The organism is Alphaproteobacteria bacterium, from assembly GCA_030739735.1.
Taxonomy (GTDB): Bacteria; Pseudomonadota; Alphaproteobacteria; order UBA7887; family UBA7887; genus UBA7887.
The window spans coordinates 20,849-38,754 of sequence record JASLYQ010000014.1 but is presented as its reverse complement, the minus strand read 5'-3'; the positions used below and the strand labels follow the sequence as shown (position 1 = coordinate 38,754).

General features: G+C 61.5%; 17 protein-coding genes. 12 read left to right on the top strand and 5 right to left on the bottom strand.

Features of this window, described 5'->3' with window-relative positions:
- Positions 1–6: 6 nt before the first annotated feature.
- From QF629_08350 to QF629_08330, 5 genes are read left to right on the top strand one after another with little or no spacing between them, the layout of a single operon-like run.
- A complete protein-coding gene (locus QF629_08350; protein ID MDP6013538.1) occupies positions 7–936 on the top strand; it encodes a sugar ABC transporter permease in 930 nt (309 codons plus the stop codon).
- Positions 936–1,811 carry a carbohydrate ABC transporter permease gene (locus QF629_08345; protein MDP6013537.1) on the top strand — a complete coding sequence of 292 codons (876 nt, stop codon included), beginning with the start codon at positions 936–938 and terminating at the stop codon, positions 1,809–1,811. The genes QF629_08350 and QF629_08345 overlap by 1 nt, the downstream gene beginning before the upstream one ends.
- 3 nt (positions 1,812–1,814) lie before the next feature.
- A complete protein-coding gene (gene ugpC / locus QF629_08340) occupies positions 1,815–2,912 on the top strand; it encodes a sn-glycerol-3-phosphate ABC transporter ATP-binding protein UgpC (GenBank protein ID MDP6013536.1) in 1,098 nt (365 codons plus the stop codon).
- A 23-nt stretch (positions 2,913–2,935) separates the two neighbouring features.
- On the top strand, positions 2,936–3,841 hold the full coding sequence (locus tag QF629_08335) for a dihydrodipicolinate synthase family protein (GenBank protein ID MDP6013535.1): 906 nt from the start codon (positions 2,936–2,938) through the stop codon (positions 3,839–3,841).
- Positions 3,842–3,845: 4 nt separating this feature from the next.
- Entirely contained in the window at positions 3,846–5,012 is a 1,167-nt protein-coding gene (locus QF629_08330) for an acyl-CoA dehydrogenase family protein (GenBank protein MDP6013534.1), read from the top strand.
- Positions 5,013–5,360: 348 nt separating this feature from the next.
- Here QF629_08330 and QF629_08325 read toward each other — a convergent pair whose 3' ends face one another.
- The 3 genes from QF629_08325 to QF629_08315 all read right to left on the bottom strand — a co-directional run bounded on the left by QF629_08325 (position 5,361) and on the right by QF629_08315 (position 7,291).
- Positions 5,361–6,464 (bottom strand): Zn-dependent alcohol dehydrogenase, encoded by a 1,104-nt coding sequence (locus QF629_08325; GenBank protein MDP6013533.1) that lies wholly within the window; start codon positions 6,462–6,464, stop codon positions 5,361–5,363.
- 123 nt (positions 6,465–6,587) lie between these two features.
- On the bottom strand, positions 6,588–6,938 hold the full coding sequence (locus QF629_08320) for a Lin0512 family protein (GenBank protein MDP6013532.1): 351 nt from the start codon (positions 6,936–6,938) through the stop codon (positions 6,588–6,590).
- An 11-nt stretch (positions 6,939–6,949) separates the two neighbouring features.
- Positions 6,950–7,291 (bottom strand): Lin0512 family protein, encoded by a 342-nt coding sequence (locus tag QF629_08315; protein MDP6013531.1) that lies wholly within the window; start codon positions 7,289–7,291, stop codon positions 6,950–6,952.
- Positions 7,292–7,375: 84 nt separating this feature from the next.
- Here QF629_08315 and QF629_08310 point away from each other — a divergent pair, with 84 nt between their 5' ends.
- On the top strand, positions 7,376–8,623 hold the full coding sequence (locus tag QF629_08310; protein ID MDP6013530.1) for an MFS transporter: 1,248 nt from the start codon (positions 7,376–7,378) through the stop codon (positions 8,621–8,623).
- A gap of 144 nt (positions 8,624–8,767) precedes the next feature.
- On the opposite strand, the gene QF629_08305 is transcribed toward QF629_08310, so the two are convergent.
- A complete protein-coding gene (locus QF629_08305; GenBank protein ID MDP6013529.1) occupies positions 8,768–9,697 on the bottom strand; it encodes an alpha/beta hydrolase in 930 nt (309 codons plus the stop codon).
- 122 nt (positions 9,698–9,819) lie between these two features.
- Here QF629_08305 and QF629_08300 point away from each other — a divergent pair, with 122 nt between their 5' ends.
- The 6 genes from QF629_08300 to QF629_08275 are packed head-to-tail and all read left to right on the top strand — an operon-like array spanning position 9,820 to position 15,561.
- Positions 9,820–10,599 (top strand): enoyl-CoA hydratase-related protein, encoded by a 780-nt coding sequence (locus QF629_08300; GenBank protein ID MDP6013528.1) that lies wholly within the window; start codon positions 9,820–9,822, stop codon positions 10,597–10,599.
- On the top strand, positions 10,599–12,185 hold the full coding sequence (locus QF629_08295; GenBank protein ID MDP6013527.1) for a class I adenylate-forming enzyme family protein: 1,587 nt from the start codon (positions 10,599–10,601) through the stop codon (positions 12,183–12,185). The genes QF629_08300 and QF629_08295 overlap by 1 nt, the downstream gene beginning before the upstream one ends.
- Entirely contained in the window at positions 12,178–12,885 is a 708-nt protein-coding gene (locus tag QF629_08290; protein ID MDP6013526.1) for an SDR family oxidoreductase, read from the top strand. The genes QF629_08295 and QF629_08290 overlap by 8 nt, the downstream gene beginning before the upstream one ends.
- A complete protein-coding gene (locus QF629_08285) occupies positions 12,882–14,048 on the top strand; it encodes an acyl-CoA dehydrogenase family protein (GenBank protein MDP6013525.1) in 1,167 nt (388 codons plus the stop codon). The genes QF629_08290 and QF629_08285 overlap by 4 nt, the downstream gene beginning before the upstream one ends.
- A complete protein-coding gene (locus QF629_08280) occupies positions 14,045–14,926 on the top strand; it encodes a 3-hydroxyacyl-CoA dehydrogenase family protein (protein ID MDP6013524.1) in 882 nt (293 codons plus the stop codon). The genes QF629_08285 and QF629_08280 overlap by 4 nt, the downstream gene beginning before the upstream one ends.
- Before the next feature lie 2 nt (positions 14,927–14,928).
- On the top strand, positions 14,929–15,561 hold the full coding sequence (locus tag QF629_08275; GenBank protein ID MDP6013523.1) for a 3-hydroxyacyl-CoA dehydrogenase family protein: 633 nt from the start codon (positions 14,929–14,931) through the stop codon (positions 15,559–15,561).
- Between the two features lie 357 nt (positions 15,562–15,918).
- On the opposite strand, the gene QF629_08270 is transcribed toward QF629_08275, so the two are convergent.
- Entirely contained in the window at positions 15,919–17,898 is a 1,980-nt protein-coding gene (locus tag QF629_08270) for an acetyl/propionyl/methylcrotonyl-CoA carboxylase subunit alpha (GenBank protein MDP6013522.1), read from the bottom strand.
- Between the last annotated feature and the right edge of the window lie 8 nt (positions 17,899–17,906).

Sequence of the window (17,906 nt, the reverse complement as noted above, 5' to 3'; positions counted from 1 at the left end):
GGTATCATGGTCACCACGACCGCAACGGCACCGGAGACTGCAGCCGCGCCACAGAGCAGCGGCTTCAGGCGATTCCTGAAGAAGAAGTCGACCGTCGGCGTGCTGATGTGCGTACCGCTGCTGGCCGTGATCATAGGCTTGGTTGCTTATCCAGCCGCCTATGCCATGTTCCTCGCCACGCTCAACAAGGCCGAGACTAAGTTCGTCGGCTTCGGAAACTTCCTTTTCCTGTTCAAGCGCGACACCTTCTGGATGGTGGTGCAACAGTCGATTACATTCGCCCTCATCGCCGTCTTCTTCAAAGCCCTGATCGGCCTCATTGCGGCGCACGCCATCAACGTCCTGCCGGCCAAGGGCCAGCGTAAATGGCGCGGCATGCTACTGGTGCCGTGGGTGATCCCGCCGGCGCTAGGCACGCTCGGCTGGTGGTGGCTGTTCGAGCCCACCTACAGCGCCATCAACTGGCTACTGCAGCAGTTCGGCGTGTCTGCCATACCGTGGTTGTCCGACATGTTCTGGGCGCGCCTCTCGGTGATCCTGGTCAATGTCTGGTTCGGCGCTCCATTTTTTCTCATCATGTATCTGGCAGCACTAAAGTCTATTCCCGAGGATCTCTATGAAGCCGCGGCGATCGATGGTGCCAATGCCTGGCAGAAGTTGGTCCATATCACCCTACCTATGATGCGTAATATCATCGCCATCACCGTCTTGTTCTCGATCATCGTGACGCTGGCTAATTTCGATATCGTGCGCGTGCTGACGCGTGGCGGGCCGAGCGACTCGACCCACCTGTTCGCGACCTATGCTTTCCGGGTCGGCATCGAGTCTGGCGATATTCCGCTTGGCGCCTCGGTCTCGCTGTTCATGTTCCCGGTGTTGGCAGTGCTTGCCTTCATTATCCTGCGCAACGTGCGCAAGCGAGCGATGGAAATCTGATGACCGACGCCGCCGTAAGCACTCCCAAGTCGAGCCAACGCAACCGCCGCTGGGCGCTCTATGCCGCCTATGGCTCGTTGATCGTTTTCGTCATCTTCTTCCTCTTCCCGCCCTATTACATGCTGATCACCTCACTCAAGACCAACGCGGAGATCGCTGCGCTGTCGACCAACCCCTGGATCATCGAGAAGGGCGTGACCATCGCCCATTACGTCTCGTTACTCTCGGAGACCGCCTTCCCGCGCTATTTTCTCAACACGGCCATCGTCACGCTGTGTGTCGTCAGCCTGACCATGGTGATCAGCGTGCTCGCGGCCTATGCGCTGTCGCGGCTCAAGTTCTGGGGTGCGGGCTTTCTGGCGACGGGAGTGTTCCTGACCTATCTAGTGCCAGATACCCTGTTGTTCATCCCGCTGTTTAAGATCGTTGGCTGGCTCGGTCTGCTCGACAGCTACTGGGTTCTGGTACTGGTCTATCCGACTATTACGGTGCCGTTCTGCACCTGGATCATGATCGGCTATTTTTCATCCATCCCGCGCGAGCTCGACGAGGCGGCGCTGATCGACGGTGCCAACCATATTCAGATGCTGACCAGGGTGTTCATCCCAGTGGCCCTGCCCGGCATCATCGCGGCGATGATCTTCGCCTTCACGGTCTCCTGGGCATCGTTCATCTATCCACTCGCCTATATTTTCAGCGACGACCAGATGGTGCTGACCGTGGGTACGGTGACGACGCTGATCAAAGGTGACGTGTTCCACTGGGGCGGGCTAATGGCGGGCGCGTTGCTCGCCGCGGCGCCACCAGTGATCATCTATGCGTTCCTGATGGACTACTACATTGCCGGCCTCACCTCCGGGGCCACCAAGGGGTAAGGCATGGCGGATGTAAACCTCCAAAATCTCTGGAAGATCTTCGACCGTACCGAGGCCGTGAGCGGCATCGACCTGGAGATCGCCGACAAGGAATTCGTGGTGTTGGTCGGGCCTTCCGGCTGCGGTAAAAGCACGACGCTGCGCATGATCGCCGGGCTTGAGGACATCACCCGCGGCGAAATCCATATCGGCGGCCGCCTAGTCAACGACGTGCCGCCCAAGGACCGCGATATTGCCATGGTGTTCCAGAATTATGCCCTGTATCCGCATATGACGGTGTACGAGAACATGTCGTTCGGACTGCGCCTGCACAAGTTCGCCAAGGCGGAGATCGATCAGCGCGTGACTGACGCGGCGGAAATCCTCGGTATCTCCGAGCTTTTGGGTAGGCGGCCGCGGCAACTCTCGGGCGGCCAACGCCAGCGCGTCGCCATGGGCCGCGCCATCGTGCGCAACCCGCAGGTCTTTCTGTTCGATGAGCCCTTGAGCAATCTCGACGCCAAGCTACGCGGCCAGATGCGCATCGAGATCAAGAAGATCCACCAGCGGATACAGACAACCACCGTCTATGTCACCCACGACCAGGTCGAGGCTATGACGCTCGCCGACCGCGTGGTGGTGATGAAGGATGGTGCCATCGAGCAGGTCGGAAGCCCCGACGAGCTTTACGATGCGCCGCGCACGCGCTTCGTCGCTGGTTTTATCGGTTCCCCTGCTATGAATTTTCTACGCTGCACATTGGATGCTACCAGCAGCGGTCTCGTCGCCCGCATCAACGGCACCGCCACCTTGCCCATTCCTAGTGATCGCGCATCCCGCTATCAGGCCTATGCCGGTAAAGAGATGCTGCTGGGCGTGCGGCCTGAGAACCTGCGCGAACCGCGTGCGGACGACCGCGAAGCGGCCATTCGTTTCTCTGTCGAGCCGGATGTTGTCGAGCCGCTCGGCATGGAGACCATGGTCTACTTCACGGTCAACGACGAAGAGGTCTGCGCCCGCGTCGCACCCGAAGCCAATCCACAAGCCGGCCAAGCGCTGTCGCTAACCATCGACGCCCGCCGCGTCTACCTGATCAATCCGGAAACGGATCTGGTCGTCTAACTTTTCCATAAGGAGAAACCCGAATGACAAACTTCGAAGGCATCTACACGGCATTGATCACGCCCATGATGCCGGACCATACCCTCAACGAGAACGTGCTGCGCCAGGTCGTCGATTTCAATATTAACGCCGGTATCGATGGCTTTTGGGTGGCCGGCGGCAGCGGTGAGAGCGTACTTCTCGAGGATGAGGAGAACACGCGCATCGCACAAATTGTTGTCGAGCAAACCGCCGGACGCGCCAAGATCATCCATCATGTGGGTTCGCCCAACACGCGGCGCTCCGCCACCATGGCCGAAGCAGCGGCGAAGGCGGGCGTCGATGCCATCTGCTGCGTGCCGCCGTTCTTCTATCATTTTGGCGACAGCTCGGTAGTCAACCATTACCACACGGTCGCGGCCGCCACGGACCTGCCCTTCTTCGCCTACAACCTACCCATGATGACCAATTGCGAGATCACGCCCAAGCTCATGGCCAAGATCCAGGACGGCGTGCCTCAACTCACCGGGCTCAAGCATTCTGCGCTTGACTTCGGCCATGTGCGCCCCTTCGTCAAGATGGGGCTTGCCTGCTTCATCGGGCGCTCACCATGGATGCTGCCGGCACTTTCGATGGGCGCCTGCGGTTGCGTCGACGGCTGGCCCGGCATTGCCCCGGAATATTGGGTGGAACTGTGGCGCGCCTGGCAGGCCGGCGACATGGCCACAGCACTCGCGGCCCAGGACAAAGGCATCGCCGTGGCTAACTTGTTCCAGTTTGGTAACATGCATGGCTTACTCAAGGCCGCCATTGGCTATCGCATAGGGCTCGACTGCGGTACCCCGCGCCCGCCGGGCGTGCCGCTTCGCCCCGACCAGGACGCCGCCGTGCGAGAGTACATGGCCGGACTCGATCTGCTGCCCACCGACGCCGTGCACGCCGCGCAATAGGCCGATGCGCTTTCAGCTGAATGAGGACCAGGCAGCGCTACAAGAGGCGGCGAGGCGCTTCGCAGCCGAGCGCCTAGCACCAGACTATATAGCGCGCGAAGCCACTGGCGAGGGCCACATCGATCCGGCGCTAATCCGCGAGATGGGCGCGCTCGGCCTGATCGGCGCCGACCTCCCAGAAGCCCAGGGCGGGCTCGGCGTCGATGGCGTCACCGCAGGCGTGATCATGGAGCAAATCGCCTATGGCGACTTTAACGTCGCCTATATTCAGCTCATGGCCTCTTTAATGGGGCGCATTCTCTGCAACAATGCCAGCGAGGAGATCGTTGCCCACTGGGTGCCGAAGATCATCAGCGGCGAGGGCCTTGTCGCCCTCGGCCTGACCGAGCCGCGTGGCGGCTCCGACGCCGCCAACCTCATCATGCGGGCGGAAAAGGCGGGCAACGGCTACATTTTAAATGGCGAAAAGACCTCGATCACATTCTCAGACCAGATGAGCGCCATCATCGTCTTCGCCCGCACCGGCACGCCCGAGGACGGCGCCCACGGCGTCTCGGCCTTCGTGGTGCCGGCGGATGAGCCGGGGGTGAGCGCCAGCCGCTTTGACGACCTCGGCACGACCATCATCAGCCGTGGCTCGGTGAATTTCGAAAACGTCAAAATTCCCGCCGACCAAATGCTGGGAGACGAGGGCAAGGGCTTCGTACAGATCATGCGCGGCTTTGACTACAGCCGTGCACTCATTGGCCTACAATGCATCGCTCCGGCCCAAGCCTCCCTCGACGAGACCTGGGCCTATGTAGGCGAACGCCATGCCTTCGGTGGTCCCCTCGCCCGCTTCCAGGGCGTTAGCTTTCCACTGGCCGAAGGCGAGACGCTAATAAACGCCGCCCGCTTAGTGTGCTACGAGACCTTGGATAAGCGCGACCGCGACCTTCCCCACACCAAGGAAGCGGCGATGGCCAAATGGTTCGCGCCAAAAACCGCGGTCGACGTGATCCATAATTGCCTGCTCGCCCACGGCCATTCCGGCTACACCAAGGATTTACCCCATCAGCAACGCCTGCGCGACGTCATCGGCTTGGAGATCGGCGACGGCACAGCGCAGGTAATGAAAATGATCATCGCACGGGAGAAAGTGGGACGGATGGCGGTGCAGTATCAGCAGTAGATGGTTGATGCCCTGGCAATAGCAAAGGTTTGAAAGTAGCTAGACGACCTCGACTTCGGCAAATACGCGGACGCCTTCGAAACAGAAAAGGTCAACCTTAAAGTGTTGACGTAACCTGAGGTGTCTGGCCTCAAGGACCTCTGTATTCCCCCCAGCCCACGCAAGAAGATGCTCACGCCGCCGTCATATTGGATCGAGAGTTTTATAGCAAACTCTTGGGTAAGGTAGTTGGTGCCGATAAAAGTAAAATACTGGAAAAATTATGAGTACTCGCTGATTCTCCATCTTTCAATTTGTCCATGGTGGAGTTGGCGGTGATGACTTCACGGGGGACATGGTCTTGGTGTTCTAGAACGTCACCACGCTGCGCAACGTCTCGCCCTTTTGCAGCGCATCATAGGCCTCGTTGATCTCCTCCAGCGGATAGGTGCATGTCAGCAACTCATCAAGCTTGAGCGTACCGGCGCGGTAGAGGTCGATGAGGCGGGGAATCTCCACCTTGGGCGCAGCGGAGCCGTAAAGAGAACCGGTCAGCACGCGTTCCTCGTAGGCCAGGGGCAGCGAAGGGATGGTGACTTCCGCCGTGTTCGGTGTGATGCCAACGACCATAGCCACACCGCGCTTGGCAAGGCTGTCGAAAGCCTGGCGCATGGTTTCTGCCAAGCCCACGACCTCAAATGCGTAGTCGACGCCGCGGCCGTCCGTGAGGTCGCGGATTTGCTCGACCGGATCGCCACCCTTGGCGTTGATCACGTGGGTGGCGCCAAATTCCTCGGCGCGCGCGAGCCGGCTCTCAAAGAGGTCGACGGCGATGATCTTCTCGGCGCCTGCGAGCGCTGCACCTTGCACCACGTTGATACCGACGCCGCCGGTGCCGAAGACGGCGACCGTGCGCCCTGGCTTGACCCCGGCGCCGTTGACCGCTGCGCCGACGCCGGTGATGACGCCACAGCCGAGCAACGCCGCGCGCTCCAGCAGGATATCGTCGGGAATCTTCAGCACCGAGCCCTGGGGCACCACAGTGTAGTTGGAGAAGCTCGAGACGCCCGCGAAATGCTTGATCTCCTGACCCTTGTAGGAGAAGCGGCTGGTGCCGTCCTGCAAGCGCCCCGACCAACGGATCTCGGTACCCGCATTACACAGCGCCGGGCGCCCGCCCGTGCACCATTCGCATTCGCCACAGGATAGACGCCAGATGGGGATAACATGGTCGCCAGGCTTAACGGTGGTCACGCCTGCACCCACATCGGCTACAATGCCGGCACCCTCATGGCCGAGGATGGCCGGGATCGGCGCGTTCATATGGCCTGTCATGACGTGCAAGTCGCTGTGGCAGACGCCGCCCGCCGCCATCTCGATGCGCACCTCACCAGCCTGTGGGTCCTCGACATCAACCTCGCAAATCTCGAATGGTTTGTTGATTTCAAACAGTACCGCAGCCTTGGATTTCATGACCTACCCTCCTTTGTGGTCGCAGCATAATAGCGCAAGATTTCCTTCATGAAATCTCCGAAGTGCCGTCTGTATGTGACGTTAAGCGGAGAAAACCTGAGAGAAAATTATGCCGGTTACAAATCAAAGGTAGCGACCGGTCTCCACATGCACCGCCACCGCAACACTGGCGATGACGGCGGGGTCGTTGGCGTCTGCGTCATCGACATCTAGCCCACCCTTGACCACGCTGACCTCCGCCGTACCGTGGGGCAAGGCCGCACACACACGTTCGGCATCCACTTTGTCCGGCTGCTGCACGCCGATGGTGATGTGCACGCGCATGCTCTCTGGATCGATATGCACACTCCGCAGAAACATCATAGAACTGTGATGCAGGGCGTCGTTGACCGCGCGCAGAGCGGCTTTAGTATAGTTTCCACCATGCAAATCATTGCCCATACCGAGCTCTAGAATAATGCGTCGTGTCGCCATCACGCTATCTCCTACGAAATATCTAGCCACACCGTGGCAGCAGCGTTGGCAATGACGGTCACGTCGGTGCCGCGCTCGTTGCCAACTTGCAGCCCGCCCTCGACCACCTCGACCCTGCCTGAGCCGTGGGGCAGAACCGCGAGCACCGCATCGCGGTCTACGGCCTCGGGTCGGGGTACGCCGATTTTCACCTCGACGACCATCGACTCTACCGGCTGACCGAATGCATCGGCAATGCTCAGAGAATTGTGCCAAAGCGCGTCGTGCAACGCGCGCACCGCCGCTTTGGTGTAGTCGGCACCGCGGATGTCGGTGCCCATGCCGATCTCCATGACCATGCGTTTAAGGGGCATTGCAGCCTCGCTATATCGGGTCTGTTTGGCTCCTTATATCAAGCCACGGTAAATCGTCCTATGCTCCCTGGCGGGAGGCGTGCCATGTCAGGACAACAGGGCCAACGACGGGCAATAGCAGCGGCGGTGGTCGGCAACGTGCTGGAATGGTACGACTTCGCGGTCTACGGCTATTTAGCGATGGTCATCGGCGCGCGCATTTTCCCGGCTGCCGACGAGGGAACCGAATTGCTCGCAGCCTTTGCCGCCTTCGGGCTCGGCTTCGTCGCCCGGCCAGTCGGCGGTATTGTCATCGGCCGTCTTGGCGACAGGAGCGGGCGCAAGGCGGCGCTGATGCTCACTATGACGTTAATGGCCGCCGGCACAGTGATGATCGGGCTGGTACCGGACTATGCCAGCATCGGCCTCGCCGCGCCGGCGTTGGTGGTGCTGGCGCGCCTGATCCAGGGCTTCTCCGCCGGCGGTGAATGGGGCAACTCCACCGCCTTTCTCGTCGAGTGGGCGCCGACGGATCGCCGTGGACTGATTGGCAGTCTGCAACAGGCGAGCGTTGCCGGCGGCCTACTGCTCGGCTCGGGCGCGGCGGCGCTCATCAGCACGTTGCTAAGCGATGCGGCGATGGTGGAATGGGGCTGGCGCGCGCCCTTCCTGCTGGGCGGTGTTATCGCCTTTGTCGGGATGTATCTGCGGCGCAATGTTGAGGAGACGCCCGCTTTCCGTCAGGCCGAGGCTGTGCCGGAAGCAGAGCCGGGCTGGTTGCTTGGAGCGCGCGCCTTTGGTTTCACTATATTATGGACGGTGTCCTACTATATCTTTCTCTCCTACATGCCAACCTTCGCGCAACGCCATCTCGGCATTTCCCGCGCCGATGCCCTATGGTCGAACACGCTTGGCCTACTGGCACTCGTTCTGCTAGTGCCTCTGTTCGGGGCACTCTCGGACCGCATCGGCCGCAAGCCGCTGCTAATCACCTGCTGTGCCGGATTCGTGCTGCTGCCATACCCGTTGTTCAGTCTGATGCTGGATGGCGTGCCCTACGCCACGGTAGTCGCCATCCAGATCGGCTTCGCCACCCTCATCGCTGCCTTCTCCGGTCCCGGCCCGGCGGCAATAGCGGAGATCTTCTCCACCCACGGGCGCACCACCTGGATGTCCGTGGGATACAGCCTGGCAGTCGCCATCTTCGGCGGCTTCGCCCCCTTCCTGGCAACCTGGCTCATCGAGACCACCGGCACACCCATCGCGCCGGTGTTCTACGTTATGGCCGCGGCAGTGTTGAGCCTCACGGTGATCGCTAGTCTGGCAGAAACGGCACATCGGCCGCTGCGCTAAAATCTACTGTATTTAGTATACAATTAGAAAGTGCATTACATTCTGATAATTTCTATGAAATCAATTTCATGATACCCGAGAAAGCGGCGTAGCAGCCGTCGCAGAATAACCAGAGAACGCCGCCTGGCGATGCCCCGAGCAAGCTTAGACTCCCTCGCGCAACACGGCGCCGATCTTCTCGATGGCGCGCTCGGCGTGGGGTAGAAATTTACCCATACCGAGATAGCCGTGGATGGTGCCAGGATCACAGTGGTAGATACACGGCACGCCGGCGGTGGCAAGGCGGTCGGCGTAGCTCTTCGCTTCGTCGCAGAGGGGATCGAGGCCGGCGGTGAGCACCAGCGCGGCGGGCATACGGGTAACGTTCTCGACCAAACCCGGGGCGGCGGCGACCTCGCTATGGCGCGCAGCATCTGGCAAATACTGGGCGTTGAACCAGTCGATGGTAGGCTTGTCGATGGGGAATACATCAGCGCAAGACTTCCGCGTCTCCGTCTCGGCGTTGGGATCCATATAGGGGTAGATCAGCACCTGATAGCGGAGCTGCGCGCACCGCTGCTGAGCAACATAGGCGGCAAGCCCGCCACCAGCACTGTCGCCGCCGACCGCGAGGCGCGTGGGATCACCGCCAACCTCTGCGACATGGGCTGTACACCAGTCAAGAGCAGCAAGCGAATCCTCTACCGCTGCCGGGTACGGCGCCTCGGGCGCTAGACGATAAGCCACCGAAACCACCAGACAGCCCGCGGCCACCGCAATACGCCGGCAGATGCTGTCATGGCTGTCGAGATCGCCGATGACGAAACCGCCGCCGTGGTAGTAGATCAGAACCGGCAGTCTCTCACCCTCGCGCCCGGCATAAATGCGCAGCGGGATCGGTGAGGCCGGTCCGGCAATCGCTCGGTCCTCGATCCATGCCACGGGTACCGCTGAAAGCTCCGAGCGCACGCGCCGCTCCGCATAGGCCGCGCGCGCCTCCAATGCGGTCATGCCATGCAGTGGCGGCGGTTCGGCTTCGGCCACCCATTCCAAGAGGGCGCGAGTCTCGACATCGGTTTCTTCCGGAATTCGCATCGTCGCTTCCTCTCAATTCCTCGCCGGACGCAAAGGCGCTTGCCTCGTGAGGCCAATATCTACCTCCACTAAAATGGGCTATGGTGACAGTCTCAAAGCCTACGACAGGAGCCGGCAGGGCCGTGGATTACGAGACCATTCTTTACGAGGAGGACGGGCCACTCGGCACCATCACCCTCAACCGCCCAGACGACGGCAACATGTTCAACGTCACCATGTGCCACGAATTGCGGGATTGCATCAATGCCATCCGCAGCGAGACGCGCACACGGGTGCTAATCCTGACCGGGGCGGGAGAGCGCTTCTTCTGTATTGGTGGACGCAAGGAGGGCATGGAGAAGACCCAACTCTATGCGGGAGTGCTGCCGACTTTGGAAATCTATGAATCGCTGGATCGCCTGCAGAAACCCGTGATCGCTAGCGTCAACGGCTTCGCGGTCGGCGGTGGCAATGTGCTGCAGATGGCCTGCGATCTGACTATCGCCAAGGAATCCGCCGTCTTTCGCCAGGTCGGACCGATGATGGGCTCGTTTGATGCCGGCTACGGCACCTGGTACCTCGAAGACCTGGTGGGCAAGAAGAAGGCCAAGGAGATGTGGTTCGCCAACCCCAAAATCGGCGCCCGCGAAGCCGAAGCCATGGGTCTGATCAACCGCGTGGTGCCGGACGACGCCCTAGCGGAGAAAACCCGCTCCTGGGCGCTTGAGATCGCTGACCGCGGCGCCCTCGCCCTGGCATCGGTCAAGGCCGCGTTCAATGCGCGCCACGGCGGTGTATCGGGTCTAGCCCGGCTCGCTCACGACCTGTTGCTGCGGCAATATCTGGACGGTGAGGAATCGGCAGAACTGTCTGCCGCATTCGCTGAGAAGCGCAAACCGGATTCCTCGCGCTTCGGCCACTGATGAACAACCTGCACGAGCCTGAGGACCGCACTCGCTACTATGCCCAAGGCCTCTGGCGCGACGAAACCTTTTACGACTTGCTTTGTCGTCAGGCAGACGCACAACCCGAAGCCTTCGCCCTGCGCGACAGCCGGCGGCGCCTGAACTGGCGGAACTTGCACGCTTGGGTCAACGGCATCGCCGCCGATCTAACGGATCGCGGCCTGGGCGCCGGCGATCGCGCCTCCATCTGGCTTGGCAACCGGGCTGAGGTTCTGGCAACCTTTCTCGCCTGCAATCGCCAGAGCATCGCCTGCAACCCCTCGCTCCACCGCACCCATACCGGCGAGGAAGTTGTTGCGTTGCTCGAAAGACTTGGCGCGCGATTGCTCCTTACCGAGAGCGGTCACGGCGAAGGCGACGCTTTTATCGCCGGAAGCCTGCGGCCCGACGGCCTCGACACGGTGCTGACGCCCGAAACCCTGGCCGGCCCAGGCGCACCGCCAGAGACCCCGCGGGCTGATCCAGACGCCACCTGCTATCTTGCCTTCACATCGGGCAGCAGCGGTCCACCCAAATGCGTCGCCCATTCGGCTAACACCATCCTCGCCAATACCCGCGACATGGTGCGCGACTGGGGCCATGGACCGGACACGCGCATGCTCACCTTAAGCCCGTTGTCACACCACATTGCCTGGGTCGCGATGGGGCAATGGCTGAATTGCGGCTGCGAACTCATCGTCAACGACCCACCTAAAGGCACGTCGCAATTTGACTGGCTGTTGGAGACCGGTGCAACCTACGTCATGGGGGTGCCAACGCACGCCATGGACATCCTCGCCGAGCTACAGCGCCGTGGCAAGGACCGCCTCGGAGAGGTGAAGATTTTCTACATGGCGGGCGCGCCTATCCCAGCCGCCGTGGCGGAAGCCTTCAGCGCCCAAGGTATCGTACCGCAGAACGTCTACGGCATGACCGAAAACTCCTCACATCAATACACCCACCCGGACGACAACTTTACCACCATCACCAGCACCTGCGGGCGCGGTGGTCAGGCTTATGAAGTGCGTATTTTCGATGCGGAAGACGCGGACAAGGAAGTGCCCGTCGGCGAACACGGTCAAATCGCCGGGCGCGGGGCGGCGCTCATGCTAGGCTATCTCGGCGATGCGAAAGCCAATCGAAATCGCGACGGCTGGTTTCTCTCGGGCGACCTCGGCGTGCTCGACGACCGCAGCAATCTCCGCATCGTCGGCCGCCTCAAGGACCTGATCATTCGTGGCGGACGCAATATCGCACCGGCGCATATCGAGGATCTTGCCGTGCGCCATGCAGCGGTAGAGAAGGCAGCGGCCTTCCCCATCGCCGACGCCCGGTTGGGCGAAAAGGTCTGCCTCGCCATCCTCGGCCAATCCGAGCCGACGCCGCTGCTCGACCATCTCGCCGAACAAGGTCTCTCTCGCTACGATATGCCAGAATATTTTTTGCAGATGGAGGCGTTTCCCTTGACCCCGAGCGGCAAAATTCTCAAACGCGAGCTGGTCGCCATGGTGGTGCGCGGTGAACTCGCGCCGCAGCCCGTACGCTGGAGCCCGAGCGATGCCTGACGGCGCCGTGATCGTCACCGGTGCGAGCCGCGGTATCGGCGCTGCGACAGCTGCGGCGCTCACAGCGCGCGGCGTCGATGTAGTTGGCCTGTCGCGCGCCGGCACCGTGCCGGCCGGCCGCGCCATGGTCTGCGACATGGCCGAGGAAGAGGCGATCAAGGACGCTATCGCCGAGATTGCCACACAGGGCCCCATCGCAGCCCTTGTCAACAATGCGGGCGTCTACGAAAGCCAGCCGAGTGCCAGCGTGGCCGGAGCGGATTTCGAAGCGCTCATGCGCGTCAACGTGACCGGCGTGATGGTCGCGAGCCGCGAAGTCTACCCCCATATGCGCAGCAGGGGCGGCGGGTGCATCGTCAACATGGGCTCGTTCTTCGACAAGCTGGGTGTCGTCGCTCATGCAGCCTATTGCGCCTCCAAGGCTGCCGTTGGCGCACTGACCCGCTGCCTGGCCGTGGAATGGGCCAAGGATGGCATCACCGTGCTCAACGTGGCACCGGGATATATCGAGACCGACCTCAACAGACAATTTCTGGCAGACGATCGCATCCGCCAATGGCTAGCCCAGCGCATTCCCGGCGGCGAGGTGGGCAAGGCCGAGGATGTAGCCAAACTGGTCACCGCGCTGATCTGTGAGGATCTGCCGTTCCTCACCGGCGAGACCGTCTATCTCGATGGCGGCCAGGGCATGAACCATTGACCCCGCTGTTCGAGCGTATCGAGACGCGCCGGGCGTGGACCGATGACGAGCGCCTGGTGCTCGACAGCGTGCGCCGCTTGGCGGACGAAGTGATCGCGCCGGGTGCCGACACTTACGACCGCTCCGGCGATTTCCCCGCCGACAATATCGCCGCCATCACCGACCTCGGCCTCAACGGCCTCTTCGTGCCCGAAGCGTACGGCGGCAACCCAATCTCCTATCGTTTGTATCTCGCCTGCGTGCGCACCATCTCGGAAGCCTGCGCGTCAACGGGCATCACCTATGCCACTAATTTTCACGGCCTCGGCCCGCTCGTGGAATTCGGCAGCGAAGCGCAGAAGCGGCGTCTCTTGCCGCGCATCGCTGCGGGCGGCCTCGGCGCCCTGGTAATCACCGAGCCGCAAGCGGGCTCGGATGCCGTGGCCATGACCACCCGCTTCACCCCCAACGGCGACGAAATCGTCATCAACGGCGCCAAACATTTCATCACTAGCGGCGATATGGCCGATCTGTTGTTGCTGTTCGGCAAGTGGTCGGAGATCGACGGCGACCGCGCCGCCATCTCTGCCCTGATCGTCGAGAAGGGCGCACCGGGCTTCTCGGTCACCGGGCACGAAGAAAAGATGGGTCTGCACGCATCATCAACGGTCTCGCTCGCCTTCGACGACTGCCGCGTGCCGCGCACCAATCTGCTCGGAGAGCCGGGAGACGGGCTCAACATACTGCTTGCCTCACTCAACAAGTCGCGTCCCAGCATCGCCGCACATGCCCTCGGTATCGCCGACGCGGCGTTCAAGGACATGGTCGACTACATGAATCAGCGCAAGGCGGGCGGCCAGCATATCGTCGAGTTTCAGGGCAACCAGTTCCTTCTCGCCGACCTCGCGGGTGAACTAGCGTTGTGCGAGATATGGCTTGACCATGTCGCTGCACTGGTCGACGCCGGCACGGATGAAATCGGCGTCGAGGCCTCACTCGCCAAGCTGCGCGCCAGTGATCTCGCCATGCGCATGGCCACGGAAGCTGTGCAGATGCATGGTGGCAGCGGCTATATTCGCGGCACCCGTTGCGAGCGCCTGATGCGCGATGCCAAGATCACTCAGATTTGGGAGGGTACCAACCAAATCCATCGCCAACTCATAGGCCGGAGCTTCCGTCAATGAGCGAGACGATCAAGACCGTCGGGGTAGTCGGCGCCGGCGGTACCATGGGCGCCGGCATCGCCATCGTCGCCACGCGCGCGGGCTTTACGACCGTGGGCTACGACCGCAACGCGGACGCGCTCGACGGCGCCTATGCCCAGACGCAAGGCTTCTTCGAGAAATCGGTGGCGCGCGGCAAGCTTTCCGCGGAACAGGCCGAGATGGCGCTTGCTGGCTATCGCCGCAGCACCGATCTCGACGCCTTCGCCGACTGCGATCTCGTGATCGAGGCAGTGTTCGAGGACCTCGCCGTCAAATGCGAGCTTTTGGGCACACTCGATGGTATTTGCCCGCCTCACACCATCTTCGCGTCCAACACCTCGACCTTGTCGATCAGCGAGATCGCTTCGGGCTGCGAACGCCAGGATAAGGTAGTGGGCATGCATTTTTGCCTACCAGCACAGCTGATGAAGTTGATCGAGATATCGCCTGGGCTCAACACCTCCGATGAGACCTTTGCCGCCGCCTGGGCCTGGACCGAGGTCTGCGGTCAAACACCCGTCCGTACCCAGGATAAACCGGGCTTTATCCTCAACGCGCTGCTAGTGCCGTTCAACAACGACGTTATCCGCGCGGTCGAGGCGGGCGTGGCAAGCCCGGCCGATATCGATACGGCCATCAAGACCGCGCTCGGCTACCGCATGGGACCCTGCGAGCTATTAGATCTGATCGGGCTCGACACCCAGATACGCCTTTGCAAGGCCTTTCACCCCATCACGCAAGACCCACGTGCCGCCACGCCGCCACTGCTGCGGCGCATGGTCGCCGCCGGCCATCTCGGGCGCAAGACAGGACGCGGCTTCTATGACTACGATGGCGGCGCTATGTTTGGAGCCTAATGATGCGCTATACACTCATTCAACAAGGAAAATCCCGCTCCTTCCCCACGGACGATCCCTTTCTCCACGGCAACAGAGACGAAGGTGAGGTGGCGATCTACCTTGGCGCGCCACACGTGTTAGACGAGAGCAAGGCGGCGATCCTGGTCGAGCTGGGCACGGAATGTCTCGGCGTTCACACGGGTGAGGCTGAGGGCGAGGAAGGCTCCAACGTGCTGGGGTTCGAGCGCTACCGCAACGGCAACGACCCGCCGTCCCCGCTTATCGAACTGGTGCGCCAGCCGAACACGCCTGAAAGCGCCGTCGCTGCAGCGCGCGCAGTGTTCGAGGGGGCAGGCCTCACGGTCGCCGTCTGTGCGGACCACGCGGGACGCATCATAGACCGCCTGGTGCGGCCCAAATACAACGATGCCTTGCGGCTTCTGGATGAAGGCCTGGCCAGTGCCGCCGATATGGACCTGACCTGCCGACTCGGCCTTGGCTACCGGGACGGCCCCATTGAGCGGGTCGCCCGCGGTGGCCTCGCATATCATCATGATGTCTGCGCCGCCTTGTTCGAAATCACTGGCACAGCCGCCTACGCACCCGCCCGTCGCGCGATCGTGGCCAAGGCTCGGGAGGAGACGGCGCGATAAGCAATACCGGCATCTTCACCGACGAAAACTTATGGATTCTGGCGGTTCTCGGCATCACCTCTGGCCACTCACCGCCGCGAACTGAAGCCGGCGCAAGGTCGGCGTCGCTTAGAGCGGGCTCTTTCTGGCAGCGACCGTCGTGCTGTTCTACACTCTCTCCATGGCCAGCGCGAACCATCGAGTGGTAGCCAAATCCTCTCTAAGATCCGGACGATGGGCAGCGTACCAAGTGGTACGCTACTTTCTCTTACGTGTTCTCCAAACAGCAAATAACCCCCACAGACGAATCACATCCGAACTTCCCTACCCTCTCTCATCCCACCTGGTGATAGAGACAATTTTATTACCGAAACAACTTTATTCGAATATCATTATGACCTGGTCAACCTCTAGGCTGTCGCCCGTCGACGCCTTAACTTCGGCCACCGTTACCTCGCGTTCGGCGCGGAGCACGTTCTCCATCTTCATGGCATCGACCACGCAGAGGGGTTCACCGGCCTTGACCATGTCGCCGGCCGTCACGGCGACCGAGACCACGAGGCCGGGCATGGGCGAGAGTAGAAATTTACTTAGGTCGGGTGGTTCCTTCTTGGGCATGCGCGCGGCCATGGTGGCGGCGCGGGCCGAGCGCACCAGAACGTCGACTGCAGCCCCACCATGCACCAGGCGCCAGGCCTCGCGGGCACCACGGGCGACCTGCACCACCACGTCACGCTCGCCAATACGGCCCCGGAAGACACTGTCTCCGGGGCGCCAGCCATCGTCGCGCACCGCCAGCGTCTTGCTGTCGATCTTCACGTCGCAGCCACTCTCGACTAAGGTCACACCAACCTGCCACTCGCTCTCGCCGACGCTGATCGTCAGATCCTGGCGTGTGCCATCGGGCTCACCACCCAGCGCCGCCGCACGTGCTGCGACACGGCCTTCGATTAGTGCCGCGACGCCCGCCAGAACCTCCGCCACCGTGTCATCGGGCGTGTCCGCCGCGTAGACGCCGCCATATTCCTCAGCAATGAAGTTGGTAGTCAACGTTCCCTTACCGAAGCAGTCGTTTCGGCAGATCGAGGCAAGAAACGGCACGTTGGTGTTGATACCACCGATCAGAAAACCATCGAGTGCCTCGCCCATACGAGCGATCGCCGCGGCTCTATCAGGACCGTAAGTGACTAACTTTGCGATCATTGGATCATAATGCATGCTGATTTCGTCACCCTCACCGACGCCGGTGTCGATGCGCACGCTATTTGTTTCCTCTGGCGTGAGAAAGTGCACCAGACGACCGATTGAGGGTAGGAAGCCGCGCGCCGGATCCTCGGCATAGATCCGGGATTCGACCGCCCAGCCGTCGAGCGCCACATCGTCCTGGGTGATACCAAGAGGCTCGCCGGCGGCGACGCGGATCATCATCTCGACGAGATCGAGCCCAGTGATCATCTCGGTCACCGGATGCTCAACCTGCAATCGCGTGTTCATCTCGAGAAAATAAAAGTTCTTGTCGGCGCCCGTGACAAACTCAACAGTGCCGGCCGAGCGGTATCCAACCGCCTTGGCGAGCGCCACTGCTTGCTCCCCCATGGCACGGCGCATACCGGCATCGACGAAGGGCGACGGCGCCTCCTCGATCACTTTCTGGTGACGACGCTGGATGGAGCACTCGCGCTCGTTCAGATAAACCGCATTACCGTGCGCATCGGCCATGAGCTGGATCTCGATATGGCGCGGCGAGGTGATGAACTTTTCGATCAGCATGCGATCGTCGCCGAAGGAGTTACGCCCCTCGTTCTGGGCGCTAGAGAAGGCCTCCGCCAGATCCTCAGCTCGGTCAACCACGCGCATGCCCTTGCCGCCACCGCCTGCCGACGCCTTAACCATCACCGGATAGCCAATCTTGGTCGCGATCGCTACACCGGCATCAACATCGACAATAGCCTGGTCGTGGCCCGGAATAGTGCTCACCCCAGCCTCGGCCGCAAGTTTCTTGGATTCTATCTTGTCGCCCATGGCAGAGATGGCGTCGGGCCCCGGGCCGATGAAGACGATACCTTCCGCCTCCAAAGCGCGCGCGAAGTCCGCGTTTTCCGAGAGAAAGCCGAAGCCGGGATGTACCGCCTGCGCACCTGTGTCTTTAACCGCGGCAAGGATACGCTCAGCAAGCAGATAGCTTTGCGCCGATGGTGCCGGGCCGATGAGAACGGATTCGTCCGCCATCTCGACATGACGGGAGCCGGCATCGGCCTCGGAATAGACGGCCACGGTTGCTATACCCATGCGGCGCGCCGTGCGCATGACGCGGCAGGCAATCTCGCCGCGGTTCGCGATCAGGATCTTGTCGAACAAACCTATCT

What these genes read in the sequence shown, in the direction of transcription:
- QF629_08350 (MDP6013538.1), top strand. Translation starts at nt 7, where the DNA reads ATGGTCACCACGACCGCAACGGCACCGGAGACTGCAGCCGCGCCACAG.
- QF629_08345 (MDP6013537.1), top strand. Translation starts at nt 936, where the DNA reads ATGACCGACGCCGCCGTAAGCACTCCCAAGTCGAGCCAACGCAACCGC.
- ugpC (MDP6013536.1), top strand. Translation starts at nt 1,815, where the DNA reads ATGGCGGATGTAAACCTCCAAAATCTCTGGAAGATCTTCGACCGTACC.
- QF629_08335 (MDP6013535.1), top strand. Translation starts at nt 2,936, where the DNA reads ATGACAAACTTCGAAGGCATCTACACGGCATTGATCACGCCCATGATG.
- QF629_08330 (MDP6013534.1), top strand. Translation starts at nt 3,846, where the DNA reads ATGCGCTTTCAGCTGAATGAGGACCAGGCAGCGCTACAAGAGGCGGCG.
- QF629_08325 (MDP6013533.1), bottom strand. Translation starts at nt 6,464, where the DNA reads ATGAAATCCAAGGCTGCGGTACTGTTTGAAATCAACAAACCATTCGAG.
- QF629_08320 (MDP6013532.1), bottom strand. Translation starts at nt 6,938, where the DNA reads ATGGCGACACGACGCATTATTCTAGAGCTCGGTATGGGCAATGATTTG.
- QF629_08315 (MDP6013531.1), bottom strand. Translation starts at nt 7,291, where the DNA reads ATGCCCCTTAAACGCATGGTCATGGAGATCGGCATGGGCACCGACATC.
- QF629_08310 (MDP6013530.1), top strand. Translation starts at nt 7,376, where the DNA reads ATGTCAGGACAACAGGGCCAACGACGGGCAATAGCAGCGGCGGTGGTC.
- QF629_08305 (MDP6013529.1), bottom strand. Translation starts at nt 9,697, where the DNA reads ATGCGAATTCCGGAAGAAACCGATGTCGAGACTCGCGCCCTCTTGGAA.
- QF629_08295 (MDP6013527.1), top strand. Translation starts at nt 10,599, where the DNA reads ATGAACAACCTGCACGAGCCTGAGGACCGCACTCGCTACTATGCCCAA.
- QF629_08290 (MDP6013526.1), top strand. Translation starts at nt 12,178, where the DNA reads ATGCCTGACGGCGCCGTGATCGTCACCGGTGCGAGCCGCGGTATCGGC.
- QF629_08280 (MDP6013524.1), top strand. Translation starts at nt 14,045, where the DNA reads ATGAGCGAGACGATCAAGACCGTCGGGGTAGTCGGCGCCGGCGGTACC.
- QF629_08275 (MDP6013523.1), top strand. Translation starts at nt 14,929, where the DNA reads ATGCGCTATACACTCATTCAACAAGGAAAATCCCGCTCCTTCCCCACG.